This window comes from Pseudomonas sp. PSB11, assembly GCF_014596605.1.
In the GTDB taxonomy this organism is placed as follows: Bacteria; Pseudomonadota; Gammaproteobacteria; order Pseudomonadales; family Pseudomonadaceae; genus Aquipseudomonas; species Aquipseudomonas umsongensis.
Genome location: NZ_NOIO01000001.1, coordinates 335,890 through 358,807 on the forward strand (window position 1 = coordinate 335,890; position 22,918 = coordinate 358,807).

Sequence of the window (22,918 nt, forward strand, 5' to 3'; positions counted from 1 at the left end):
GGTCGATCTTGATTCTCAAGTGTGTGACAGGTGTAGAGCAGCATGACCCACAAGGGAAGAGAGACCGCCATGCTCGAAAGTTGTCAGAATGCTCAGGAACGTTGGGGTGGAGTTCATCTGCTGATTGACCGCTGGTTGCAGGAGCGTAAAGAGCTGATCGATGCGTACGACAAGCTCGGAGCAAAACCTGAGGCACTGTCCGAGAACCGCAAGCCCTTGCAAGAGTTCTGCGGCGTCCTGGTCGATTACGTATCCGCCGGCCATTTCGAGATCTACGAACAATTGACGGGGGAGGCCAAGGCCTTCAACGACAAGCGTGGCCTGGAGCTCGCCGAGACCATCTACCCACGCATCGACGTCATCACCGAGAAACTTCTCGCATTCAACGACCTGTGCGATGCCGGGAAGTGTGTTGCTGATGAGTTCAAGACGCTGGGTGGCTTGCTGCATGAGCGCTTCGAACTGGAAGACTGCCTGATCGAAGTGCTGCATACCGCTCACAAGGAAGAAGATTCGGTTCAGGCCTGATCGCTCTCCCCGCAAAACCTGAAAACGGTGCGCCATGGCGCACCGTTTTTCGTTTGTGCTTTCAGCTGGAGGCGTCGCGCAATTCGACTTCGAATACCAGGGGAGTGAAGGGGGCGATCAGGTCGCCGGCACCGTCGGCGCCATAAGCCTGTGCCGATGGAATCACCAGGCGCCATTTGGCGCCGACCGGCATGTTTTGCAGCGCGCTGCGCCAGCCGCTGATCACGCTATCGAGACTGAACCACTGTGGTTGATTGTTCTGGTCGAACACTGTGCCGTCAGGAAGTCTTCCGATGTAAAGCACCTGCACCTTTGCGTTTGGTCCGGCCTTGATGCCATTACCTGGTGCCAACTCGGTCAGCAGTATTCCATCCGCCAATTCGCGAACGCCAGGTTTGGCTTTTTCCCTGGCGAGAAATTTTTGCTCGTTTTCCAGCGCCAACGTGTTTTGCGGCGCAGGCGTCTGCGTGCTCACCCGCGTTTCGTGCTCGCTCAGAATCTGTTCGATCTGCTCGTCCTTCAACGCCAGTGGCTTGCCTTGATAGGCCTGCTGCAATCCATCGACCAGTGCCTGAATCTGCAAGTCAGGAACCTCTTGGCGCAAGCGCTCGCCGAGACTTGCGCCCAGGCTGTAAGCGAGATCGTGAGCGTCTTTTTGCGGGTTTTTTTCGGCGGCTTGAGCCACGGAAAAAAACACGCAAAACGATAAAAAAAGGTAGCGCGACATCGGCACTCTCCAGCCTGGGATGCGGCCGATTATGCCAGTGCGAATGCATTCAAAGGTGAACTGCTTTTGCGCCAGCGCAGAACATTTTCAGTTCGTTGCAACGCAGCGCTTTGGTTACTGTCAAGATGCCCTAGCGGCGGTAGCAGCAGAGGTCTAGTATGAGCCGCACTCACCCCAGCCAGGAGGTAAACCATGTCGGCCACCAAGAAGCCTGTAAGTACTCCGTTGCACCTGCTCCAACAACTCTCGGGCAGCCTGCTCGAGCATCTGGAAAACGCTTGTTCCGAAGCTTTGGCTGATGCCGAAAAATTGCTCGCCAAACTGGAAAAGCAGCGCGGAAAAGCGCAAGAGAAACTGCACAAATCCCGCACCAAATTGCAGGACGCAGCGGCGGCCGGAAAGGCCAAGGCGCAAGCCAAGGCCAAGGGCGCGGTGAAAGAGCTCGAGGACCTGCTTGATGCACTCAAGGATCGTCAATCGGAAACTCGCGGCTACATCCTGCAACTCAAGCGCGACGCCCAGGAAAGCCTGAAACTGGCCCAGGGTGTTGGTCGCGTTCAAGAGGCTGTCGGCAAGGCGTTGTCCCTGCGTTCGGCCAAGCCAGCTGCGGCTCCTGCGAAGAAAGCCGCTGCCAAACCGGTTGCCGCAAAAGCACCGGCCAAGCCTGCCGCCAAACCTGCCGCCAAGGCACCGGTGAAAGCCGCAGCCAAACCTGCTGCAACCTCTGCAGCGAAAAAACCTGTCGCGGCCAGTGCTGCAAAACCGGCTGCTAGAACCGCTGCTGCCAAGCCAGCTGCTGCCAAAACAGCGGCCGCGAAACCGGCTGCCAAACCTGCCGCCAAAACCGCCGCTGCGAAACCTGCCGTAGCCAAAACCGCAGCCGCCAAACCAGCCGCTAGAACTGCCGCTGCGAAACCGGCTGCGAAACCTGCCGCCAAACCTGCCGTGGCGAAAACCGCTGCCAAGCCTGCTGCAAAACCAGCAGCCAAACCGGCGGCGAAAGCAGCTGCGAAACCTGCCGCGAAACCTGCTGCAAAACCAGTGGCCAAGTCGGCTGCGGCGAAACCAGCCACTGCCGCAAAACCTGCCGCTGCGAAACCGGCAGCAAAACCCGCCGCTGCCAAGCCAGCAGCAAAACCGGCAGCAAAACCAGCAGCGAAACCTGCCGTGAAAAAACCGGCCGCTGTTGCCAAGCCGGCTCCGGCTCCAGCTGCCAAGCCAGCGACACCAGCGCCAGCGCCATCCGCTTCGGCTGCTCCTACGCCGACAGCAACAACCTCGACAGCCTCCACCGCGCCAACGCCAGTGGCACCGTCGAACTCCAGCACCAACCCAACCAGCGCTTCTTAAGTGCCGGTTACCGCGACGCGCAGCTGATGCAGCGCGTCGCGGTGCAGGTGGGCGGCCTCCGCCGTCACACCTTCCAGCCAGATCGCCAGATCGGTCGCGACACCGTGCGGCCAATCCCGAGACGATCGCTCCAGGCGCAACAGCAGATTTCTCTCAGCCTCCAATTCAAGTGCCTTGACCTGTTCGCGCAGCAAGTGCAGCTCGGCATCCTGTGCGGCGGCAACCTTCCACTGCACGCGCAGCGCCCGCAACGGTTGCACGACATCGACGTCCCAGGCTTGCGCCACACCGCGAAGTTTCTTCAGGCGCTGTTCATCGCAGGCGACCCCCCGCTGTCCCAGCCATGCCGCGCACAGCAGCAGACACACACTGACGCCGGCCGCCTGCATTTGCAGGCATGCCCGTTCAACGCCCGGACGGGCATAAAGGGTCAGGGAAAAGCTCCACAGGTCAGAGGACATAGTGCTACTCGCGCCAGTTGCGAGCGAAGCTGGTAGACTCCGCCGCCATTATGATTCGACTTCAGAACCTGACTTTACAGCGTGGCCCGCAACGTCTGCTAGAAGACGCCGAGCTGACCCTGCACGCCGGCCAGAAAGCCGGCCTCATCGGTGCCAACGGCGCCGGCAAATCGAGCCTGTTCGCCTTGCTTCGGGGTGAGCTGCACCCGGACTCGGGCGATTGCTTCCTGCCGGCTGACTGGCGTATCGCCCACATGCGCCAGGAGGTCGACACGCTCGAACGCCTGGCGGTCGACTACGTGCTCGATGGCGACTTGCGCCTGCGCCAGGTGCAACGTGACCTGGCGGCAGCCGAAGCGGCCCATGACGGTGCCGCACAGGCCCGCTACCACTCCGAGTTGGACAGCGCCGACGGTTACACCGCCGACGCCCGCGCGCGCAAGCTGCTGGCGGGCCTGGGCTTCACCAACGAGCAGATGGATCGCCAGGTCGGCGACTTCTCCGGTGGCTGGCGGATGCGCCTGAACCTGGCGCAGGCCTTGATGTGTCCTTCGGACCTGCTGTTGCTCGACGAACCGACCAACCACCTGGACCTCGATGCCATCATCTGGCTCGAAGAGTGGCTCAAAAGCTATCCCGGCACCTTGATGCTGATTTCCCACGACCGGGACTTCCTCGATGCCGTGGTCGATCACGTGGCTCACGTCGACCAACGCAAGATCACCCTCTATCGCGGCGGCTACAGCGCCTTCGAGCGTGCCCGTGCCGAACGCCTGGCCCAGCAACAACAGGCCTATGAGAAGCAGCAGGCGCAACGTGCGCACATGGAAAGCTACATCGCCCGCTTCAAGGCCCAGGCGACCAAGGCCCGCCAGGCCCAGAGCCGGATCAAGGCCCTGGAGCGCATGGAGGAGCTGACGGCGGCGCACGTCGACTCGCCGTTCGACTTCGTCTTCCGCGAGTCGCAGAAGATTTCCAGCCCGCTGATCGACCTGTCCGACGCCCGCCTGGGTTACGGCGAGAAAACCGTGCTGGAGAAGGTCAAGCTGCAACTGACCCCCGGCGCGCGCATCGGCTTGCTTGGCCCGAATGGCGCCGGTAAATCGACCTTGATCAAAAACCTTGCCGGTGAGCTCTCGCCGCTGGCGGGCCGCTTGACCCGTGGCGAAAACACCGTCGTTGGTTACTTCGCCCAACACCAGCTTGACTCCCTGGATGCCAAGGCCAGCCCGTTGCTGCACTTGCAGCGCCTGGCGCCAACCGAGCGCGAACAGACCCTGCGCGATTTTCTCGGCGGCTTTGACTTCCGCGGCGCGCGGATCGACGAGCCAGTACTGAATTTCTCCGGTGGCGAAAAGGCGCGCCTGGCGCTGGCGCTGATTGCCTGGGACCGGCCGAACCTGTTGCTGCTCGACGAACCGACCAACCACCTGGACCTGGAAATGCGCCTGGCGCTGACCATGGCCCTTCAGGAATTCAGTGGTGCGGTACTGGTGGTCTCCCACGATCGCCATTTGCTCAAAAGCACCACCGACAATTTTTATCTGGTAGCAGACGGCAAGGTCGAGGAGTTCGACGGCGACCTGGAGGACTACACCCGCTGGTTGGTGGAGTATCGCCAGCGCAATGCGCCGGTCAGCAACACCCCGGTCAACCCGGACAAGACCGACAAGAAAGCCCAGCGTCAGGCTGCCGCTGCATTGCGCCAGCAACTGGCGCCGCACAAGCGTGAGGCTGACAAGCTCGAAGCCGAGCTGGGCAAGCTGCACGAAAAACTCGCGAAGATCGATGCCAGCCTTGGCGACAGCGATATCTACGAGCCGATGCGCAAGAACGAGTTGCGTGACCTGTTGGCCGAGCAAGCCAAGCTGAAGGTACGCGAAGGGGAGCTGGAAGAAGCCTGGATGGAAGCCCTGGAACTGCTGGAAAGCATGCAGGCGGAGCTGGAGTCGCTGTCCTGATGGAGGCGTTCAAGCTGCCGCTGCCAGCGATGTGGATCGAGCCGATCTGGCTCACTGTGCAAATCCTGCTGATCCTGCTGGCGGGCTACATCGCCCAGCGTTTCGTTGCCAAGTGCCTGACCCGTCTCGGTGAGCGCTATCCGTTTCCGCCGCAGTTGCTGATGCCGCTGCGCGGCGGCCTGCGTTGGCTGATCATGGGCAGTGCATTGATTTTCGTGCTGGAGCGTCTCGGGGTTTCTGCCACGGTGCTCTGGACGGCGCTGTCGGGGTTCGTCGCGGTGGCGGCGGTGGCGTTTTTCGCCATGTGGAGCGTGCTCTCCAATCTGTTGTGCGCGATTCTGATTTTCACCGTCGGCCCGTTTCGCCTGGGCGATGTGGTCGAGTTGGTGGACACCACCGACAAGCCGGGCGTCAAAGGCCGGGTAGTGGCGATCAATCTGCTGTACACCACGTTGATCGAGGCTGAAGAGCTGGGTACTGGTAGCGCGATGGTGCAAGTGCCCAACAGCTTGTTCTTCCAGCGTTCGGTGCGGCGTTGGCGCGGGACTGATGTGTTTCCTTCCAGCGGGTTTGAAAAGTAGGCCTTCTGTTGCCTGATACACCGCCTTCGCGAGCAGGCTCGCTCCCACACTCGACCATGTTCAATCTGGAGAGACGCAAGCCAAGGTGGGAGCGGGCTTGCTCGCGAAGGGGGCCTAACGGCATACAACGCTGGTCGGCAGTCGCCATTTCCTTAAAAAATCGGTAGTCATCCACCCAAAGCCGCATTAGCTTAGACACCTGTCACGAGTCCGAGTCGAGGTGTGCAATGGAGCTTCAAACATGGCTGGCGTTTTTTGCCGCCTGCTGGGTGATCAGTCTTTCTCCCGGTGCCGGCGCCATTGCGTCAATGTCCAGTGGCCTGCAGTACGGTTTCTGGCGCGGCTACTGGAACGCCCTGGGCCTGCAGTTGGGCCTTGCTGTGCAGATTGCCATTGTTGGCGCCGGTGTCGGCGCGATTCTCACGGCGTCGGCCACGGCTTTCCATGCGATTAAATGGTTCGGTGTGGCCTACCTGGTTTATCTCGCCATCAAACAATGGCGTGCGCTACCCAGCGATATGAGCGATGACGCGGCGATCCGGCAGATTGGCAAGCCGATGGCCCTGGTGTTCCGAGGCTTCCTGGTGAACATCAGCAACCCCAAGGCGTTGGTGTTCATGCTGGCGGTGTTGCCACAGTTCATTGATCCGCACGCGCCACTGCTGATCCAGTACGTGATCATTGGTGTCACCATGGTCTGCGTGGACCTGATCGTCATGGCCGGTTACACCGGTTTGGCTTCCAAGGTGCTGCGTATGTTGCGCACACCGAAACAGCAACGGCGCATGAACCGTACCTTTGCCGGGCTGTTCATTGGCGCGGCGGCGTTCATGGCCACCCTGCGTAAAGCCGCGGTTTAAACATCAAGCACAAAAAAGGCGACCTCTTCAGGTCGCCTTTTTCGTTTATGCGCTGTCGTGCAATCGACGACAAAGCTTGAGTGAAACTGATTGGGAGTGAACAATATGTTACTTCGTATTTCCAATTGAGATTCGTTCATGATTGCCCCGTCCCGATTCCTGGCCTGGCTGTTAGCGCCGGTGTTTGCCCTGTGCAGCTTTAATCTGCTGGCCGACACCGTGGAAGGCGCCCCGCAAGCGTTGCACTTGCTCGATTACCTCGGCGCGGACTATCCGCAAGCGGTGCAGGCAGGCAAGGTCCTCAACGAATCCGAATACCGCGAACAACTGGAATTTGTCCAGGTGTTGCAAGGCTTGATTGCCGGCATGCCGGCCAAACCGGAAAAAGCCGGGCTGGAGCAGGGCGTCAGCGCGCTGCGCGAGGCGATCAGCGTGCGTCGGGACGGTGCGGACGTTGCCCGCCAGGCTCGGCAACTCGGCGCAAAATTGGCCGTGGCCTATGAAGTCAGCCAGGCGCCGATCATTACCCCGGACCCGACTCGCGGCGCGCCACTGTACGCCCAGCATTGTTCGGTGTGCCACGGCGATACCGGCGCTGGCGATGGTCCGGCGGGTGTGGGGCTGACCCCTGCGCCGGCCAATTTGCGAGATAAGACGCGCCTGGATCACCTGAGCCTCTACGCGATCTACAACACACTGGGCCTGGGGGTCGAAGGCACCGATATGCCGGCTTTCGGCGATCAGCTAGATGATCGTCAGCGTTGGGACCTGGCAACCTATATCGCCAGCTTCAGCGCCGATCCGCAGGCCGCCAGCAGCGACAAGACCTACAACATTGCCGATCTGGCCCGTCAGACGCCGGCCGAAGTGCAGGCAGCCGACGGTCCGCAGGGCGCAGCGACGTTCCGCGCGCAACGGGCTCAGCCGCCGCAAGCCAAGCGTGGCCCGGCGCAGTTGCTCGACTACACCGCGACTACCCTGGACAAGAGCGTCGCGGCTTACCGCGCAGGCGATCACGATCAAGCCTACGACCTGTCGGTAGCGGCGTACCTGGAAGGCTTCGAGCTGGTCGAAAGCTCCTTGGACAACGTCGATGCCAACGTGCGCAAAGACACTGAAAAGTCGCTGATGGCTTACCGTCAGTCATTACAGGATGGCTTGCCGGTGGAGCAGGTGGAACAGCGCCTGGAGACGGCCAAGGCCAAGTTGAAAACGTCTGCCGGATTGTTGGGCAGCGATGGTTTGAGCTGGTCGCTGAGCTTTATTTCCGGCCTGCTGATTCTGTTGCGCGAAGGCCTGGAAGCCATCCTGGTGCTGGCGGCGATTCTCGCCTTCCTGCGTAATACCGGCCAACAGTCGGCGGTACGCAGTGTCAACGTCGGTTGGGGCCTGGCACTGTTGGCCGGTCTGGGTACCTGGGCGCTGGCGGCGTATGTGATTGATGTCAGCGGCTCGCAGCGTGAATTGCTGGAAGGTGCAACGGCCCTGTTCGCCAGCGTCATGGTGTTGTGGCTCGGGGTGTGGATGCATGACCGTCGTCATGCCGCGGCCTGGCAGGATTACATCAAGAGCAGCCTGGTGGGCGGTGGTGGGCGTTTCGGTTTTGCGATCCTGGCGTTTTTCTCGGTGTATCGCGAACTGTTCGAAGTGATCCTGTTCTACGAAACCCTGTGGTTGCAGGCCGGACCGGCGGGCCATGACGCAGTATTGGCCGGTGGCGCGACGGCGTTGGTGTTGTTGGTCGGCTTGGCCTGGGTGATCCTGCGCGGCTCGGCGAAACTGCCGCTGGCGCTGTTCTTCAGCATCAACGCCGGTCTGCTCTGTGCCTTGTCGGTGGTGTTTGCCGGGCATGGCGTGAAGGCGCTGCAGGAAGCCGGGATCTTCGGCACGCGGCCGGTGCCGTTCTTTGAGTTCGATTGGTTGGGGATTCATGCGGATGCGTATTCGCTGACGGCCCAGGCTGTGGCCTTGGTGGCGATCATCGTGCTGTACAGCCGCAGTCGCCTGGCCGAGAAGCGGCGGGTGCAGGTTTCTTGACAGCATTCGCTTCGCTCACATTCGCGAGCAGGCTCGCTCCCACAGGATTGCGTATAACCTGTGGGAGCGAGCCTGCTCGCGAAGCTTTGAAGAGGAAAACCTGATGCGCGTATGGATCGATGCCGACGCCTGCCCCCGGGCGGCCAAGGATCTGGTGGTGAAGTTCGCCCTCAAGCGCCAGTTCGAAGTGGTACTGGTGGCCGGCCAGCCACAGATCAAGCCCGGCCTGGCGCTGGTGAAGTTGATCGTGGTGCCAAGTGGCCCTGATGCGGCCGACGACTACCTCGTGGAGCACGCGGTACCTGGTGAGCTGGTGATCTGCAGCGATGTGCCGCTGGCCGACCGCTTGGTGAAAAAAGGCGTTGCTGCGCTGGACCCGAGGGGCAAGGAGTTCGATGCGCAGAACATGGGCGATCGCCTGGCCGTGCGCAACCTGTTCACCGATTTGCGCGAACAGGGGCAAATGAGTGGCGGGCCGGCGCCGTTTGGCGAGCGGGAAAAGCAGGCGTTTGCCAATGCGCTGGACAGGATCCTTACAAGGCTGACCCGCCAAGCTTGAACCTTGTAAAGAACCCTGTGGGAGCGGGCTTGCTCGCGAATGCGGTGTATCAGTCACCATCATTGTTGAATGACACACCGCTTTCGCGAGCAAGCCCGCTCCCACATTTAATCGATGTCAGGCGTCGTTTTCGTGGGTCAGTTCGAGCACGCGGTCGACCAGCTTGTTGATACCCGAGGCCGCCTCACTGATGCTCCCCGCCAGCATGTACGCCGGAGTGCTCACCAGTTTGCGTGCCTTGTCTTCGACGATATCACTCACGGCACATTCCTTGTGGGTGGCGCCCATCTTGTTCAGGGCCGCTGCCGTTTCTGCGTCGTTGCCGATGGTGCACGTCACGCCAGGCCCATAGATTTTCGCCGCCAGGGCAGGTGAGATGCAGATCAGACCGACCGGTTTACCGGCCTCGGCAAAGGCTTCGGTCAATGCCAGGACATCCGGTTGCACCGTGCAGCCAGTACCTTCGATGGCAAAGTTGGAAAGGTTCTTGGCCGAGCCGAAGCCGCCGGGAATGATCAGTGCATCGAATTCTTCAGCGTCCGCTTCGCGGATGTCCTTGATCTCACCACGGGCAATGCGCGCCGCCTCCACCAGTACGTTGCGCGACTCGGGCATTTCCTCGCCGGTCAGGTGATTGATGACGTGCAGTTGCGCGATATTCGGGGCAAAACACTGCACCTGCGCGCCACGTTGGTCCAGGCGCAGCAGGGTCACCACACTTTCGTAAATCTCGGCGCCGTCGTATACGCCACAACCGGAAAGGATCACTGCAACTTTTTTGCTCATGGGCTTTTCTCCAGATTCATGGCGTTAAATGTCCACTAATTTGTCACTCGTTGCCATAGGGATAATTCGAGGCTACACATAGGATCTGTCCTCAAGATTCCGACCAGGGCGCGTCATGGACTTCATTCTGTATGCGGTGCCGTTTTTCTTTGTGCTGATCGCTGTCGAGCTGCTGGCCGACCGTTGGCGCGGGGTCAGCAACTATCGGCTGGCGGACGCGATCAACAGCATCAGCACCGGTGTGCTGTCGACCACCACCGGCCTGCTGACAAAAGGCGTAGGGCTGGTGACCTATGCGTTCGCCCTCAAGCACCTGGCACTGTTCGAGCTCTCGTCCGACAGCATCTGGGTCTGGGTGTTCGCCTTCGTCCTTTACGATTTCTGCTACTACTGGCTGCACCGCATGGGCCACGAGCGCAACATCCTCTGGGCCGCGCATTCGGTGCATCACCAGAGCGAGGACTACAACCTCTCCACCGCCTTGCGCCAGACCAGTACCGGATTTCTCCTGAGCTGGATCTTCTACCTGCCCATGGCCGTCATTGGTGTGCCGTTGCTGGTGTTCGTCAGCGTCGCGGCGTTGAACCTGCTGTACCAGTTCTGGGTGCATACCCGGCACATTCCCAAGCTCGGCTGGTTCGAGTGGTTTTTCGTCACGCCATCCAATCATCGGGCCCACCATGCACAGAACGCTCTCTACATGGATCGCAACTACGGCGGTGTGTTCATTATTTGGGACCGTCTATTCGGCTCGTTCCAGGAAGAAGACGACAACGAGCCGGTGATTTTCGGCGTCACCACGCCGCTGTCGAGCTGGAACCCGGTGTGGGCCAACGTGCAGTTCTACGCCCAGTTGTGGGCGGATGCGCGGCGTGCCGAAAGCACCTGGGACAAGCTGCGGATCTGGTTCATGCGCACCGGCTGGCGGCCGGCGGATGTGGCGGCCAAGTACCCGATGAACAAGCCGGACCTGAGCCAGTTCCGCAAATTCGAGGTGCCATTGGACGGGCGTCAGCAGCTCTACGTGCTGTTACAGTTCTGCGTCTACATCGCGTTTGGCAGCTATTTGATGAACCTCGCGCCCAATCTGTCGACGACCGCGTTGGTGTTGGGCTGGGGAGCTGTGGCGCTGGGCCTGTTCGTGCTGGGCGTGGCCCTGGAGAATCGCCCGTGGGCGCTGAAGCTGGAGTTGCTGCGGCTGGCATCGAATGTGCCACTGGTATGGCTTGCGCCGCTGGTGGGGCTGTGGCCGGCCAGCGCGGTGGGCTGGGTCGGCCTGCTCAGTTACAGTCTGATCAGCGGTATCGGTCTCTACTGTTGCAGAAACCGTTTTACTCGATTGGCGTCTTAGGGTTGCCGGCATTGTGCTGTTGGGCTTTGAGGGCTTGCTCGTCGGCATAGATCTGCCTGGCCAGGCGAGCATTCTTGAACCGGCGGCGCAGCCACAGGCCCAACCCGAGGACGAGCAGGGCACCGAGCACCCACAGTTCGTATTTCTTGATACTGCCGAGCATCCCTTCCAGTACCGCGCCAAAGTGATAGGCTGCCGCCGCCAGTGCGGTGGCCCAGATCGCAGCGCCAATTCCGTTGAGCAGCAGATAACGGCCCGGTGGATAGCCAGACAGGCCGATTGCCACCGGCATCACGGTGCGCAGGCCATAGACGAAGCGAAAGCTCAAGACCCAGATATCCGGATGCTTGCGGATGTGCTCGAGCGCCCGATCACCCATCAACTGCCAGCGCGGCTTGCGTGCCAGAAGCTTGCGCCCGTGCTTGCGTCCCAGGAAGTACCACAGCTGATCGCCGGCATAACTGCCGAAGAACGCCACGACCACCACCAGGTTGATGTCCATGTATCCACGGAACGCGAGGAAGCCTGCGAGCACCAGGATGGTTTCGCCTTCGAAGAATGTGCCTAGAAACAGGGCAAAGTAGCCGAAGTCATGCAGAAATTGTTGGAGCATTGTCTGGGTGCTGGCGAAATGAACGCGCAGCCTAACCCTTCGTACACATTCAGGAAAGTGTCCAAATGTGTCTCGACGTGAACATTTCCTACAAGGACAATGGAATGCGGCTACCTGTCACAGGTTGCACACAACTGTCATGTGATCGTCATAATGGCCGCTTATAACTGTCACGCTCGCCCGTCTGCGCGGGCTCAGGAGTCTGCCGTGAGCTTTACCCCCGCCAACCGCTTGTTCCCCGCAACCCGCCTGCGCCGCAACCGTCGCGATGATTTTTCGCGTCGACTGGTCCGTGAAAACGTGTTGACCGTCGATGATTTGATCCTGCCGGTTTTCGTACTGGACGGTGAAAACCGTCGCGAAGCGGTGGCCTCGATGCCGGGCGTCGAACGCCTGACCATCGATCTGTTGCTGGAAGAAGCGGCCAAGTGGGTCGAGCTGGGCATTCCGGCGCTGGCGCTGTTCCCGGTGACACCTCCAGAGCTCAAGTCGCTGGATGGCGCCGAAGCCTGGAGCCCCGAAGGCATTGCCCAGCGCGCCACCCGCGCCCTGCGTGCACAGTTCCCTGAGCTGGGCGTGATTACCGACGTCGCGCTGGACCCGTTCACCACCCACGGCCAGGACGGTATTCTCGACGAAGAAGGCTATGTGCAGAACGACATCACCGTCGATGCACTGGTCAGGCAAGCCCTTTCCCATGCCGAAGCTGGCGCCCAAGTGGTTGCGCCTTCGGACATGATGGACGGTCGCATCCAGGCTATCCGCGAGGCCCTCGAAGTGGCCGGTCACGTCAACGTACGGATCATGGCCTATTCGGCGAAGTACGCCAGCGCCTATTACGGCCCGTTTCGCGATGCGGTCGGTTCGGCACTGAACCTGGGCAAGGCCAACAAGGCCTCCTATCAGATGGACCCGGCCAACAGCAACGAAGCCCTGCACGAAGTGGCGGCTGACTTGTCAGAAGGCGCAGACATGGTCATGGTCAAACCAGGCATGCCCTATCTGGACATCCTCTGCCGGGTCAAAGAAGAATTCAAAGTGCCGACTTTTGTTTATCAAGTCAGTGGCGAATACGCCATGCACATGGCGGCGATCCAGAATGGCTGGTTGAGCGAAGGGGTTATCCTCGAATCCCTGACCGCTTTTAAACGCGCAGGCGCCGATGGCATCCTGACATATTTTGCCGTTCGTGCTGCTCAACTGTTACGAGAGCAACAATAGCCCTCCCAGGAACATTCGATGAATACCGAAGTACTCACTGAAGTTGCCGTAAAAGACGCCCAACCTGTGGTGGAGCAAGTCGACGAGACCCCGCCGGAGCTGGAGCCAGCTCCGCCCGCGGCGGTCGTCGAGACCGCTGTGGCAGCGCCAGCGATTGCCATTCCCGGCCTGGATGACAGCAGCCTGTATATCCACCGCGAGCTGTCGCAGCTGCAGTTCAACATCCGCGTGCTGGAACAGGCACTGGACGAGTCCTACCCGTTGCTGGAGCGCCTGAAATTTCTGCTGATCTTCTCCAGCAACCTGGACGAGTTCTTCGAGATTCGTGTCGCCGGCCTCAAGAAGCAGATCACCTTCGCCCGGGAGCAAGCGGGTGCCGACGGCTTGCAACCGCACCAGGCCCTGGCCCGCATCAGTGAACTGGTCCACGGTCACGTCGATCGTCAGTACGCGATCCTCAACGACATCCTGCTGCCGGAGCTGGAAAAACATCAGGTCCGCTTCATTCGTCGCCGTCACTGGACGACCAAGCTCAAGACCTGGGTGCGCCGCTATTTCCGTGACGAGATCGCCCCGATCATCACCCCGATCGGCCTCGACCCGACGCACCCGTTCCCTTTGTTGGTGAACAAAAGCCTTAACTTCATCGTCGAGCTCGAGGGTATCGACGCCTTTGGTCGCGACTCCGGCCTGGCGATCATCCCGGCACCGCGCCTGCTGCCGCGGGTTATCAAGGTGCCGGAAGAAGTCGGCGGCCCTGGCGACAACTACGTATTCCTGTCGTCGATGATCCACGCTCACGCCGATGACCTGTTCCAGGGCATGAAGGTCAAGGGCTGCTATCAGTTCCGCCTGACCCGAAACGCCGACCTGGCGCTGGACTCGGAAGATGTCGAAGACCTGGCACGTGCCCTGCGAGGCGAGCTGTTCTCCCGTCGTTATGGCGACGCGGTGCGATTGGAAGTCGCCGATACCTGCCCGAAACACCTGTCCGACTACCTGCTCAAGCAATTCAACCTCAGCGAGAGCGAGCTGTATCAGGTCAACGGCCCGGTGAACCTGACGCGTCTGTTCAGCATTACCGGCCTGGACAGCCAGCGCGAGCTGCAATACACGCCGTTCACCCCGCAGATTCCGAAACTGCTGCAGAACAGCGAAAACATTTTCAGCGTGATCAGCAAGCAGGACATCCTGTTGCTGCACCCGTTCGAGTCGTTCACTCCGGTGGTCGACCTGCTGCGCCAGGCCGCCAAGGACCCGCACGTGTTGGCGGTGCGTCAGACCCTGTATCGCTCCGGCGCGAACTCGGAAATCGTCGATGCATTGGTGGATGCGGCGCGTAACGGCAAGGAGGTCACCGCGGTGATCGAATTGCGCGCGCGGTTCGACGAAGAGTCCAACCTGCAACTGGCCAGCCGTCTGCAAGCGGCCGGTGCGGTGGTGATCTACGGTGTGGTCGGCTTCAAGACCCACGCCAAGATGATGCTGATCCTGCGCCGCGAAGCGGGTGAGATCGTGCGTTACGCCCACCTCGGCACGGGTAACTATCACGCCGGCAACGCTCGCCTGTATACCGACTACAGCCTGCTGACCTCCGACGACGCCCTGTGCGAAGACGTCGGAAAGCTGTTCAGCCAGTTGATCGGCATGGGCAAGACGCTGCGCATGAAGAAGCTGCTGCATGCGCCGTTTACCCTGAAAAAGGGCATGCTCGACATGATTGCCCGCGAAACCCAGTTCGCCCTCGAGGGCAAGCCGGCGCACATCATCGCCAAGTTCAACTCGCTGACCGATCCGAAGATCATCCGCGCGTTGTACAAGGCCAGCCAGTCGGGCGTGCGCATCGACCTGGTGGTGCGTGGCATGTGCTGCCTGCGGCCGGGCATCGCCGGGGTGTCGCACAATATCCATGTGCGCTCGATCATCGGTCGCTTCCTGGAGCACACCCGGGTCTTCTACTTCCTCAATGGAGGCGAAGAGCAGATGTTCCTCTCCAGCGCTGACTGGATGGAGCGCAACCTCGACAAGCGCGTCGAGACTTGCTTCCCGGTAGAGGGCAAGAAGCTGATCATGCGGGTCAAGAAAGAGCTCGAGCTGTACCTCACCGACAACACCCACAGCTGGAGCCTGCAGTCGGACGGCCGTTACATCCGCAATACACCGACCGGCAACCAGAACCCGCGCAGTGCCCAGGCTACCTTGCTGGAGCGGTTGGGTAGTCCGATCCTGGCGGTTCGGTAACACCGGCACGAGGAAAAAAATGGCGATCCCTGTGGATCGCCATTTTTGTTTCCGCCCTGTAGGAGCTGCCGCAGGCTGCGATCTTTTGATCTTGTTTTGAAGGGCAAAATCAAAAGATCGCAGCCTGCGGCAGCTCCTACAGGTTCAGCGCACGGTCAGTACGGTGTCTACGCGGGTGAGCCATTGCGCTTCAATCTCGAAGTCGGCCTGGGTCAGTTGGTTGTCCTCCAGCCAGTGCTCCGGGAAAACGACTTCCAGGTGGTTGCCATTGGCGTTCAGTTCCACCTGAGGCATTTGCTGGGTGCCGCGGATGTGATGGAACAGGATCGCGAAGCGTAGCAATACGCAAAGACGAATCAGCTTGGTGCCGTCATCGCCGAATTCGGCGAACTTGTCCTTGGGAATGTTGCGGCGGTGGCCGCGCACCAGCAGTGCAAGCATCAATTGGTCTTCGCGGGAGAAACCGGCCAGGTCCGAGTGCTCGATCAGGTAGGCGCCATGCTTGTGGTACTGGTAGTGGGCAATGTCCAGGCCCACTTCATGCACCTTGGCCGCCCAGCCGAGCAGTTCGCGCCAGACGCCGTCTTCCAGGTCCCAGTCCTTGGCCACCTGGTCGAAGGCATGCAGGGCCTTGCGCTCGACACGCGCCGCCTGTTCCAGATCGACGTGATAACGCTCCATCAGCGACGTCAGGGTGCGCTCACGCACGTCTTCGTGATGATGACGACCCAGCAGGTCATAGAGAACGCCTTCGCGCAGCGCGCCTTCACAGTGGTCCATGCGTTGCAGTTCAAGTGAATCAAAGATGGCTTCGAGGATCGCCAGGCCGGCCGGGAAAATCGCCCGACGGTCCGGCTTGATGCCTTCGAAGTCGATTTTCTCGACATCGCCAAGCTTGATCAGCTTGCGCTTGAGCCAGGCCAGGCCTTCGGCATTCACTTCGCCGCTGCCGTGGCCGCCGGCCTTCAGCGCCAGGCCGATGGCGCGAATGGTGCCCGAGGAGCCGATGGCTTCATCCCAGGTCAGGCGATGCAGGGCGTGTTCGATGCTCATGATCTCCAGCCGTGCCGCGGTATACGCCTGGGCGTAGCGGGCCGGGGTGATCTTGCCGTCCTTGAAATAACGCTGGGTGTAGCTGACGCACCCCATCTGCAGGCTTTCGCGCAACAAGGGCTCGAATCTCTGCCCGATGATGAACTCGGTGCTGCCGCCGCCGATGTCGGCCACCAGGCGTTTGCCCGGGGTGTCGGCAAGGGTGTGGGACACGCCCAGATAGATCAGGCGCGCTTCTTCACGGCCGGAGATGACTTCCACCGGGTGGCCGAGGATTTCTTCGGCGCGGTGGATGAATTCGTTGCGGTTACGGGCTTCACGCAGGGCGTTGGTGCCGACGATCCGCACGGCGCCCGGGGGCATACCGTTGATCAGTTGGGCGAAACGCTTGAGGCAATCGAGCCCGCGTTGCATGGATTCTTCGCTGAGGTGGCGTTCGTCGTCGATACCGGCGGCCAACTGAACCTTCTCCCCGAGACGTTCGAGAATGCGGATTTCGCCGTTCTGGGCCTTGGCCACGACCATGTGAAAGCTGTTGGAGCCCAGGTCGATTGCGGCGATCAGAGACAGATTCTTGGCTTGGGATTGCGGCATGGTCAGGGGTCTCGGTCGATAACCTCGACATCCTGCCACGATCAAAGGCTGCCGCCAACGCGTTGTGTTCAAAGCCGATCGTTCCCACGCTCTGCGTGGGAATGCAGCCCGGGACGCTCTGCGTCCCAAAGCGGACGCGGAGCGTCCGTTGAGGCATTCCCACGCGGAGCATGGGAACGATCAGGTGGTCGCCTCGACCGTGCCAATGAAATTCGCCAGCTCTGCCGTCTGCGGATTGGCAAACAACACCTTCGGATCGCCTACCTCATGCACCAGGCCCTGATGCATGAACACCAACTTATCCCCAACCTCCCGGGCAAAACGCATCTCATGGGTGACCATGATCAGCGTCATGCCCTCCTTGGCCAGTTGCCGAACCACGCTCAGCACTTCGTTGACCAGCTCCGGGTCGAGCGCCGAGGTGATTTCGTCGCACAGCAGCACCTTGGGCGACATCGCCAGCGCACGGGCAATCGCCACCCGCTGTTGCTGCCCGCCGGACAGGCGATCGGGGAAGGCATCGAACTTCTCCCCAAGCCCGACCCGTTCCAGCATCTGTCGCGCCAGTTCGGCAGCCTGGGTCTTCGGCACTTTCTGCACCACCTGCGGCGCGAGCATCACGTTCTCGCCCACCGTCAGGTGCGGGAACAGGTTGAACTGCTGGAACACCATCCCGACTTTCTGCCTCAGGCTGCGCAGGTCGGCGCGGGCGGCGTCGAGGTATTCGCCGTCGACTTCGATGACGCCATCGTTGATCGATTCCAGGCCGTTGAGGGTGCGCAGCAAGGTCGACTTGCCCGAGCCGCTGCGGCCGATGATCGCCACCACCTGGCCTTGCTCGACACTCAGGTCGATGCCTTTGAGCACATGGTGGTCGCCATAGTATTTATGCAGGGCGGAAATTCTAAGCAGAGGCATGCAGTCTCCTTTCCAGGTAGCGCGCACTGAGGGACAAGGGGTAGCAGAGCAGGAAGTAGCCGAGGGCAACCAGGCCGTAGACCATGAAAGGCTCGAAGGTGGCGTTGGCCAACATGCCGCCGGTCTTGGTCAGTTCGGTGAAACCGATGATCGAGGTCACGGCGGTGCCCTTGACCACTTGCACGGAGAAGCCCACGGTCGGCGCCACGGCGATGCGCAACGCTTGTGGCAGGATCACGTAGCGCAATTGCTCCAGGGGATTGAGCGCCAGGCTCGACGAGGCTTCCCACTGGCCGTTGGGGATCGACTCGACGCAACCCCGCCAGATTTCCGCCAGGTAGGCGCTGGTGAACAGCGTCAAGGCGATTGCCGCCGCGGCCCACGGCGAAATCTCCACCCCGGCCAGGGCCACGCCGAAGAACACCAGAAACAGCTGCATCAACAGCGGCGTGCCCTGGAACAACTCGATGTAAGTGCGGGCAAAACTGCGCGGCAAGGGTTTGTTCGAGAGGCGCATCAGCATGATGAGCAAGCCGATCAGCCCGCCGCCCACGAACGCTACCACCGACAACGCCAGTGTCCATTGCAGGCCCGTGAGCAGGTTGCGCAGGATGTCCCAGAAGGTGAAATCGCTCATCGGCTGCTCCTGGCGATGAATCGGTGGCCGATCCAGTTCAGCAACTGGCGGATCAACAGGGCCATGCACAGATAGAGCAGCGTGGTCAGTGCATAGGTTTCAAAGGCGCGGAAGTTGCGCGACTGGATGAAGTTGGCAGCGAAGCTCAGCTCTTCGGTGGCGATCTGCGAACAAACCGCCGAACCGAGCATGACGATGATGATCTGGCTGCTCAGGGCCGGCCAGACCTTGCCCAGCGCTGGCAGCAGCACCACATGGCGGAAGGCTTCGAAGCGCGTCATCGCCAGGGCCGCCGCGGCCTCCAGCTGACCTCGCGGAACCGCCTGGACGCCTGCACGGATGATCTCGGTGGAATAGGCTCCCAGATTGATCACCATCGCCAGCACCGCTGCCTGCCATTCGGAAATCTGCACACCCAGGGAGGGCAGGCCGAAGAAGATGAAAAACAACTGCACCAGAAACGGCGTATTGCGGATCAACTCGACATAGACCGCAAAAAAACCGGCGAAGGGTCGGATGTTCCACGCCCGCACCAGCGCCCCCACGATGCCAACGCCCACCCCCAGCACCGCGCCGATCGCCGTCAGCTCAAGGGTGAACAGCGCACCGCGCAGCAACAGGTCGGTGTTGTGCACCACCGGCAAGAAATCGAACTGATAAGCCATCGCGTGTCTCCTGCGTGCCGGATCAGAGGTCGGCCGGCAGCGGTTCTTTCAACCAGGCCAGGGCGTTTTTCTCCAATGCACCGTCGCTTTTGGCGGAGACGAGGATCTGGTTGACTTTGTCCAGCAGCGCCGGCTCGTTCTTGTTCACGCCCACGTAGACGGGCGAGTCCTTGAGCTTCACTTTCAGCGCCGGCACACGTTTGGGACTCTTCTCGCTGATGGCGACCATCACCACGTTGCCGCTGGCGATCAGGTCCACTTGCCCCGCCAGATACGCGGCGATGGTCGAGTTGTTGTCTTCGAAGCGCTTGATGGTCACGCCTTCGGGGGCGACCTTGGTCAGCTCGATGTCTTCGATGGCGCCACGGGTGACGCTGACGGTTTTGCCCTTGAGGTCGTCCAGGCTCTTGATGTCGGCATCTGGAGGACCGAACACGGCGAGGTAGAAGGGCGCATAGGCGCGGGAGAAATCGATGACTTTTTCGCGTTCCGGGTTTTTGCCGAGGCTGGAGATCACCAGGTCGACCTTGCCGGTGGTCAGGAACGGAATGCGGTTGGTGCTGTTGACCGGGGTCAGTTCGAGCTTGACCTTGAGCTGGTCGGCCAGCAGTTTGGCGGTATCGATGTCCAGGCCGCGCGGTTTCATGTCCGGGCCGACCGAGCCGAAGGGCGGGAAGTCCTGCGGTACGGCGACCTTGAGAACGCCGCGCTGCACGACATCCTCCAGGGCGTCGGCGTGGGCGGGCGCCTGGCTCAGCACGAGGCTGGCGAACAAGGCTGCGAGGAGGGCGCTGTAACGCTGGGTCATGGCAAGTCTCCGGATCTTTGCGAAGGGATTTCTGCGGATCGACAGAGCATGGGCCATGCCAACATCGCGTTGGTGGGCCGCCAGGCCGCGGATTTGCTGGCGTCGCACGGTCTTACTGGTCTGAACAGTCAGGTGGCGTTTCGCACCCCGATGGCGCAACCGCGAAAGTGACCGAACCCCCATGGGGCACGACTTGCCGGACGCTTCGAATAGCTTTACAACTGAGCGCACATTGGCCTGGTTCGACTGGAAAACCATGAATTCGATCTCTCGCGCCGTACCTGAACTGGCGCTGCAAGCCATCCGCAAACTGATCACCGAACAGGGTTTCGGGCCCGGGGATGCCTTGCCCTCGCAGCGGGACCTGGCGGTGCAATTGGGGGTCAGTCGGGCGTCGTTGCGTGAGGCGCTGTCATCGCTCAGCGCACTGGGTGTCATCAGTATCCAGCCGGGCAAAGGCGTGTTCGTGCAGTCGCCGGTGGAGCTTGAGCGAAGCGAGGCCGCACCCGGTTGGCCCTTCGCGGCCCAGGCTTCGCCCCTGGATATCTTCCAGTTGCGTTACGCGCTGGAGGGATTCGCTGCGGGGCTGGCGGCCGTGACCTTGAGTACCGATGAGCTCGATGCGCTGGAAGATAACGTCGCCGCCATGCGCAACGACCTCAAGTGCGGCGACTTCGAAGCGGCAGCCCGCCTGGACTTCGAATTCCATCGGCGCATTTTGCTGGCCAGCGGCAACCAGGCGATGCTGAGCATCCTGACGGCCAGTGCCGAGATTTTCCTGGAGAGTCAGAAGCTACCGTTCATCCGGGCCGAGCGGGCCATGGAAACCTGGCATGAGCACCGCAAAATCCTTCGCGCGCTGGCGCGCCGGGCCTCGGGAGCCGCGCAAAAGGCCATGCACGAACACGTGCGCAATGCGGCGCTGCGTACCGGGATCGCTTTCGTCGCTCCCGCATTGGCGTGACCTGGGCTATACCCAAACTCATGGAACACCATAGCGAGACTCAATCATCTGCACCTTCCTGAACGAGGGAAGGGCGGCTATGATGGGCCACGTTTTTTTGCTTACAACCCTGGAGAATTCCATGAGCAGCGATCTTATCAAACACGTTAGCGACGCTAGCTTCGAGGCCGACGTACTCAAGGCTGAAGGCGCTGTACTGGTCGACTACTGGGCTGAATGGTGCGGCCCTTGCAAAATGATCGCTCCTGTCCTGGACGAAATTGCAGAGACTTACAAAGGCAAGCTGACCGTTGCCAAGCTGAACATCGACGAAAACCAGGAAACCCCCGCCAAACACGGCGTGCGTGGTATTCCGACGCTGATGCTGTTCAAGAACGGCAACGTTGAAGCGACCAAGGTCGGCGCACTGTCGAAGTCGCAGCTGGCGGCTTTCCTCGACGCCAACATCTAAGCGTCGTAGTAGCGTGTCAGATAAAGGCCCCGCAGTTAGCGGGGCTTTTTTCGTTGTAGAGGGCTAGACGCTCCGAAACTCAGGTGTTACATTCGGCCCCGCGCTGGTTTCTCCAGTGCCCCCTGCTAGCCGTCGCCGACGCTCTCCTTTTCGAATAAGTACGCGATCCTGTCGCCTTCTCCGCGGCGCGGCCTCATTAAGCCGAAAGCTTAATTTCCCCCCTCCATAAATGATTACGTCATTCCTATATGAATCTGACTGAACTCAAGCAAAAGCCGATTACCGAACTGCTCGAATTGGCCGAACAGATGGGCATAGAAAATATGGCCCGTTCGCGCAAGCAGGACGTGATTTTCTCCCTGCTGAAAAAGCACGCGAAAAGCGGCGAGGAAATCTCCGGTGATGGCGTGCTGGAGATTCTCCAGGACGGCTTCGGCTTCCTTCGCTCCGCTGACGCCTCCTATCTCGCCGGCCCAGACGATATCTACGTCTCGCCGAGCCAGATCCGTCGCTTCAACTTGCGTACCGGTGACACCATCGTTGGCAAGATCCGCCCTCCTAAGGAAGGCGAGCGTTATTTCGCACTGCTCAAGGTCGACACGATCAACTTCGACCGTCCGGAAAACGCGAAAAACAAGATTCTCTTCGAGAACCTGACCCCGCTGTTCCCGACCGTGCGCATGAAGATGGAAGCCGGTAACGGTTCCACCGAAGACTTGACGGGTCGAGTCATCGACCTGTGCGCCCCGATCGGTAAAGGCCAGCGCGGTCTGATCGTTGCACCGCCCAAGGCCGGTAAGACGATCATGCTGCAGAACATCGCGGCGAACATCGCGCGTAACAATCCTGAAGTTCACCTGATCGTCTTGCTGATCGACGAACGTCCGGAAGAAGTAACCGAAATGCAGCGTACCGTGCGCGGCGAAGTGGTTGCCTCGACGTTCGACGAGCCGCCAACCCGCCACGTGCAGGTTGCCGAAATGGTGATCGAGAAGGCCAAGCGCCTGGTCGAACACAAGAAAGACGTGGTGATCCTGCTCGACTCCATCACCCGTCTGGCCCGTGCCTACAACACCGTGATCCCGAGCTCCGGCAAGGTATTGACCGGTGGTGTCGATGCCCACGCCCTGGAGAAGCCGAAGCGTTTCTTCGGCGCTGCACGGAACATCGAAGAAGGCGGCTCGCTGACCATTATCGCCACCGCGCTGGTTGAAACCGGCTCGAAGATGGACGAAGTGATCTACGAGGAATTCAAAGGCACCGGCAACATGGAACTGCCTCTGGATCGCCGTATCGCTGAAAAGCGTGTGTTCCCGGCCATCAACATCAACCGTTCCGGTACTCGTCGCGAAGAGTTGCTGACTGCCGACGACGAGCTGCAGCGCATGTGGATTCTGCGCAAGCTGCTGCACCCGATGGACGAAGTGGCTGCCATCGAGTTCCTGGTCGACAAGCTGAAAACGACCAAGACCAACGATGAGTTCTTCCTGTCGATGAAGCGCAAGTAAGTCGATAGACCAGCAAAAGCCGGGGAAACCCGGCTTTTTGCTAT

22 protein-coding genes are annotated in these 22,918 nt (G+C 60.6%); 13 read left to right on the plus strand and 9 right to left on the minus strand.

The window, feature by feature from the left end; translation table 11 throughout:
* The first annotated feature begins 69 nt into the window (after nt 1-69).
* Entirely contained in the window at nt 70-528 is a 459-nt protein-coding gene (rsd, locus tag CGA21_RS01570; RefSeq protein ID WP_083349898.1) for a sigma D regulator, read from the plus strand.
* A gap of 61 nt (nt 529-589) precedes the next feature.
* On the opposite strand, the gene CGA21_RS01575 is transcribed toward rsd, so the two are convergent.
* Nucleotides 590-1,255, minus strand: a complete 666-nt coding sequence (locus CGA21_RS01575; RefSeq protein WP_188263393.1) for an FKBP-type peptidyl-prolyl cis-trans isomerase — start codon at nt 1,253-1,255, stop codon at nt 590-592.
* A gap of 192 nt (nt 1,256-1,447) precedes the next feature.
* Between CGA21_RS01575 and CGA21_RS01580 the strand changes: the two genes are divergently transcribed.
* Nucleotides 1,448-2,605, plus strand: a complete 1,158-nt coding sequence (locus CGA21_RS01580; protein ID WP_188263394.1) for an AlgP family protein — start codon at nt 1,448-1,450, stop codon at nt 2,603-2,605.
* Here the strand turns inward: CGA21_RS01580 and CGA21_RS01585 are convergent.
* On the minus strand, nt 2,602-3,066 hold the full coding sequence (locus CGA21_RS01585) for a TIGR02444 family protein (protein ID WP_110748058.1): 465 nt from the start codon (nt 3,064-3,066) through the stop codon (nt 2,602-2,604). The genes CGA21_RS01580 and CGA21_RS01585 overlap by 4 nt on opposite strands.
* A gap of 50 nt (nt 3,067-3,116) precedes the next feature.
* Here CGA21_RS01585 and CGA21_RS01590 point away from each other — a divergent pair, with 50 nt between their 5' ends.
* From CGA21_RS01590 to CGA21_RS01610, 5 genes are all read left to right on the plus strand, one after another.
* Complete coding sequence (locus tag CGA21_RS01590) at nt 3,117-5,027, plus strand: ATP-binding cassette domain-containing protein (protein ID WP_110748055.1); 1,911 nt, start codon at nt 3,117-3,119, stop codon at nt 5,025-5,027.
* Entirely contained in the window at nt 5,027-5,608 is a 582-nt protein-coding gene (locus CGA21_RS01595) for a mechanosensitive ion channel family protein (RefSeq protein WP_110748052.1), read from the plus strand. The genes CGA21_RS01590 and CGA21_RS01595 overlap by 1 nt, the downstream gene beginning before the upstream one ends.
* A 227-nt stretch (nt 5,609-5,835) precedes the next feature.
* The gene (gene rhtB, locus CGA21_RS01600) at nt 5,836-6,468 is read left to right on the plus strand and encodes a homoserine/homoserine lactone efflux protein (RefSeq protein ID WP_033040668.1); all 633 of its coding nucleotides are present in this window, start codon (nt 5,836-5,838) and stop codon (nt 6,466-6,468) included.
* 138 nt (nt 6,469-6,606) lie between these two features.
* The gene (locus CGA21_RS01605; RefSeq protein WP_188263395.1) at nt 6,607-8,505 is read left to right on the plus strand and encodes an FTR1 family protein; all 1,899 of its coding nucleotides are present in this window, start codon (nt 6,607-6,609) and stop codon (nt 8,503-8,505) included.
* Between the two features lie 103 nt (nt 8,506-8,608).
* A complete protein-coding gene (locus CGA21_RS01610; RefSeq protein ID WP_020797245.1) occupies nt 8,609-9,064 on the plus strand; it encodes a YaiI/YqxD family protein in 456 nt (151 codons plus the stop codon).
* A gap of 117 nt (nt 9,065-9,181) precedes the next feature.
* On the opposite strand, the gene elbB is transcribed toward CGA21_RS01610, so the two are convergent.
* Nucleotides 9,182-9,850, minus strand: coding sequence for an isoprenoid biosynthesis glyoxalase ElbB (gene elbB / locus CGA21_RS01615; protein WP_110748047.1), 669 nt, complete (start codon nt 9,848-9,850; stop codon nt 9,182-9,184).
* A 115-nt stretch (nt 9,851-9,965) separates the two neighbouring features.
* Between elbB and CGA21_RS01620 the strand changes: the two genes are divergently transcribed.
* Nucleotides 9,966-11,201, plus strand: a complete 1,236-nt coding sequence (locus CGA21_RS01620) for a sterol desaturase family protein (RefSeq protein ID WP_110748044.1) — start codon at nt 9,966-9,968, stop codon at nt 11,199-11,201.
* Here the strand turns inward: CGA21_RS01620 and CGA21_RS01625 are convergent.
* Entirely contained in the window at nt 11,182-11,814 is a 633-nt protein-coding gene (locus CGA21_RS01625; RefSeq protein ID WP_020797248.1) for a DedA family protein, read from the minus strand. The two genes, CGA21_RS01620 and CGA21_RS01625, sit on opposite strands and share 20 nt — an antisense overlap.
* A gap of 207 nt (nt 11,815-12,021) precedes the next feature.
* On the opposite strand from CGA21_RS01625, the gene hemB reads away from it, so the two are divergent.
* Both hemB and ppk1 read left to right on the plus strand, forming a co-directional pair.
* Nucleotides 12,022-13,035: a porphobilinogen synthase gene (gene hemB / locus CGA21_RS01630; protein WP_188263396.1), complete on the plus strand. Its 1,014-nt coding sequence runs from the start codon at nt 12,022-12,024 to the stop codon at nt 13,033-13,035.
* Nucleotides 13,036-13,053: 18 nt separating this feature from the next.
* Nucleotides 13,054-15,276 carry a polyphosphate kinase 1 gene (gene ppk1, locus CGA21_RS01635; RefSeq protein WP_020797250.1) on the plus strand — a complete coding sequence of 741 codons (2,223 nt, stop codon included), beginning with the start codon at nt 13,054-13,056 and terminating at the stop codon, nt 15,274-15,276.
* A 144-nt stretch (nt 15,277-15,420) separates the two neighbouring features.
* Here the strand turns inward: ppk1 and ppx are convergent, their stop codons facing one another.
* The 5 genes from ppx to CGA21_RS01660 all read right to left on the minus strand — a co-directional run bounded on the left by ppx (nt 15,421) and on the right by CGA21_RS01660 (nt 19,951).
* Nucleotides 15,421-16,923 (minus strand): exopolyphosphatase, encoded by a 1,503-nt coding sequence (gene ppx, locus CGA21_RS01640; RefSeq protein ID WP_110748039.1) that lies wholly within the window; start codon nt 16,921-16,923, stop codon nt 15,421-15,423.
* A 180-nt stretch (nt 16,924-17,103) separates the two neighbouring features.
* Complete coding sequence (locus CGA21_RS01645; protein WP_110748036.1) at nt 17,104-17,841, minus strand: amino acid ABC transporter ATP-binding protein; 738 nt, start codon at nt 17,839-17,841, stop codon at nt 17,104-17,106.
* Complete coding sequence (locus CGA21_RS01650) at nt 17,828-18,478, minus strand: amino acid ABC transporter permease (protein ID WP_188263397.1); 651 nt, start codon at nt 18,476-18,478, stop codon at nt 17,828-17,830. Before CGA21_RS01650 ends, CGA21_RS01645 begins: the two co-directional genes overlap by 14 nt.
* On the minus strand, nt 18,475-19,143 hold the full coding sequence (locus tag CGA21_RS01655) for an amino acid ABC transporter permease (RefSeq protein ID WP_188263398.1): 669 nt from the start codon (nt 19,141-19,143) through the stop codon (nt 18,475-18,477). The genes CGA21_RS01650 and CGA21_RS01655 overlap by 4 nt, the downstream gene beginning before the upstream one ends.
* Nucleotides 19,144-19,165: 22 nt before the next feature.
* Entirely contained in the window at nt 19,166-19,951 is a 786-nt protein-coding gene (locus tag CGA21_RS01660; protein WP_110748028.1) for a transporter substrate-binding domain-containing protein, read from the minus strand.
* 256 nt (nt 19,952-20,207) lie between these two features.
* On the opposite strand from CGA21_RS01660, the gene CGA21_RS01665 reads away from it, so the two are divergent.
* The 3 genes from CGA21_RS01665 to rho all read left to right on the plus strand — a co-directional run bounded on the left by CGA21_RS01665 (nt 20,208) and on the right by rho (nt 22,874).
* Nucleotides 20,208-20,915 carry a FadR/GntR family transcriptional regulator gene (locus CGA21_RS01665; protein WP_083350198.1) on the plus strand — a complete coding sequence of 236 codons (708 nt, stop codon included), beginning with the start codon at nt 20,208-20,210 and terminating at the stop codon, nt 20,913-20,915.
* 121 nt (nt 20,916-21,036) lie between these two features.
* Nucleotides 21,037-21,366 carry a thioredoxin TrxA gene (gene trxA, locus CGA21_RS01670; RefSeq protein WP_003206727.1) on the plus strand — a complete coding sequence of 110 codons (330 nt, stop codon included), beginning with the start codon at nt 21,037-21,039 and terminating at the stop codon, nt 21,364-21,366.
* Between the two features lie 248 nt (nt 21,367-21,614).
* A complete protein-coding gene (gene rho, locus CGA21_RS01675) occupies nt 21,615-22,874 on the plus strand; it encodes a transcription termination factor Rho (protein WP_003206716.1) in 1,260 nt (419 codons plus the stop codon).
* The last annotated feature ends 44 nt before the right edge of the window (nt 22,875-22,918 follow it).

Excerpts from the sequence above, each read along its gene's own strand:
- rsd (WP_083349898.1), top strand. The coding sequence starts at position 70 with ATGCTCGAAAGTTGTCAGAATGCTCAGGAACGTTGGGGTGGAGTTCAT.
- CGA21_RS01575 (WP_188263393.1), bottom strand. The coding sequence starts at position 1,255 with ATGTCGCGCTACCTTTTTTTATCGTTTTGCGTGTTTTTTTCCGTGGCT.
- CGA21_RS01580 (WP_188263394.1), top strand. The coding sequence starts at position 1,448 with ATGTCGGCCACCAAGAAGCCTGTAAGTACTCCGTTGCACCTGCTCCAA.
- CGA21_RS01585 (WP_110748058.1), bottom strand. The coding sequence starts at position 3,066 with ATGTCCTCTGACCTGTGGAGCTTTTCCCTGACCCTTTATGCCCGTCCG.
- CGA21_RS01590 (WP_110748055.1), top strand. The coding sequence starts at position 3,117 with ATGATTCGACTTCAGAACCTGACTTTACAGCGTGGCCCGCAACGTCTG.
- CGA21_RS01595 (WP_110748052.1), top strand. The coding sequence starts at position 5,027 with ATGGAGGCGTTCAAGCTGCCGCTGCCAGCGATGTGGATCGAGCCGATC.
- rhtB (WP_033040668.1), top strand. The coding sequence starts at position 5,836 with ATGGAGCTTCAAACATGGCTGGCGTTTTTTGCCGCCTGCTGGGTGATC.
- CGA21_RS01605 (WP_188263395.1), top strand. The coding sequence starts at position 6,607 with ATGATTGCCCCGTCCCGATTCCTGGCCTGGCTGTTAGCGCCGGTGTTT.
- CGA21_RS01610 (WP_020797245.1), top strand. The coding sequence starts at position 8,609 with ATGCGCGTATGGATCGATGCCGACGCCTGCCCCCGGGCGGCCAAGGAT.
- elbB (WP_110748047.1), bottom strand. The coding sequence starts at position 9,850 with ATGAGCAAAAAAGTTGCAGTGATCCTTTCCGGTTGTGGCGTATACGAC.
- CGA21_RS01620 (WP_110748044.1), top strand. The coding sequence starts at position 9,966 with ATGGACTTCATTCTGTATGCGGTGCCGTTTTTCTTTGTGCTGATCGCT.
- CGA21_RS01625 (WP_020797248.1), bottom strand. The coding sequence starts at position 11,814 with ATGCTCCAACAATTTCTGCATGACTTCGGCTACTTTGCCCTGTTTCTA.
- ppk1 (WP_020797250.1), top strand. The coding sequence starts at position 13,054 with ATGAATACCGAAGTACTCACTGAAGTTGCCGTAAAAGACGCCCAACCT.
- ppx (WP_110748039.1), bottom strand. The coding sequence starts at position 16,923 with ATGCCGCAATCCCAAGCCAAGAATCTGTCTCTGATCGCCGCAATCGAC.
- CGA21_RS01645 (WP_110748036.1), bottom strand. The coding sequence starts at position 17,841 with ATGCCTCTGCTTAGAATTTCCGCCCTGCATAAATACTATGGCGACCAC.
- CGA21_RS01650 (WP_188263397.1), bottom strand. The coding sequence starts at position 18,478 with ATGAGCGATTTCACCTTCTGGGACATCCTGCGCAACCTGCTCACGGGC.
- CGA21_RS01655 (WP_188263398.1), bottom strand. The coding sequence starts at position 19,143 with ATGGCTTATCAGTTCGATTTCTTGCCGGTGGTGCACAACACCGACCTG.
- CGA21_RS01660 (WP_110748028.1), bottom strand. The coding sequence starts at position 19,951 with ATGACCCAGCGTTACAGCGCCCTCCTCGCAGCCTTGTTCGCCAGCCTC.
- CGA21_RS01665 (WP_083350198.1), top strand. The coding sequence starts at position 20,208 with ATGAATTCGATCTCTCGCGCCGTACCTGAACTGGCGCTGCAAGCCATC.
- trxA (WP_003206727.1), top strand. The coding sequence starts at position 21,037 with ATGAGCAGCGATCTTATCAAACACGTTAGCGACGCTAGCTTCGAGGCC.
- rho (WP_003206716.1), top strand. The coding sequence starts at position 21,615 with ATGAATCTGACTGAACTCAAGCAAAAGCCGATTACCGAACTGCTCGAA.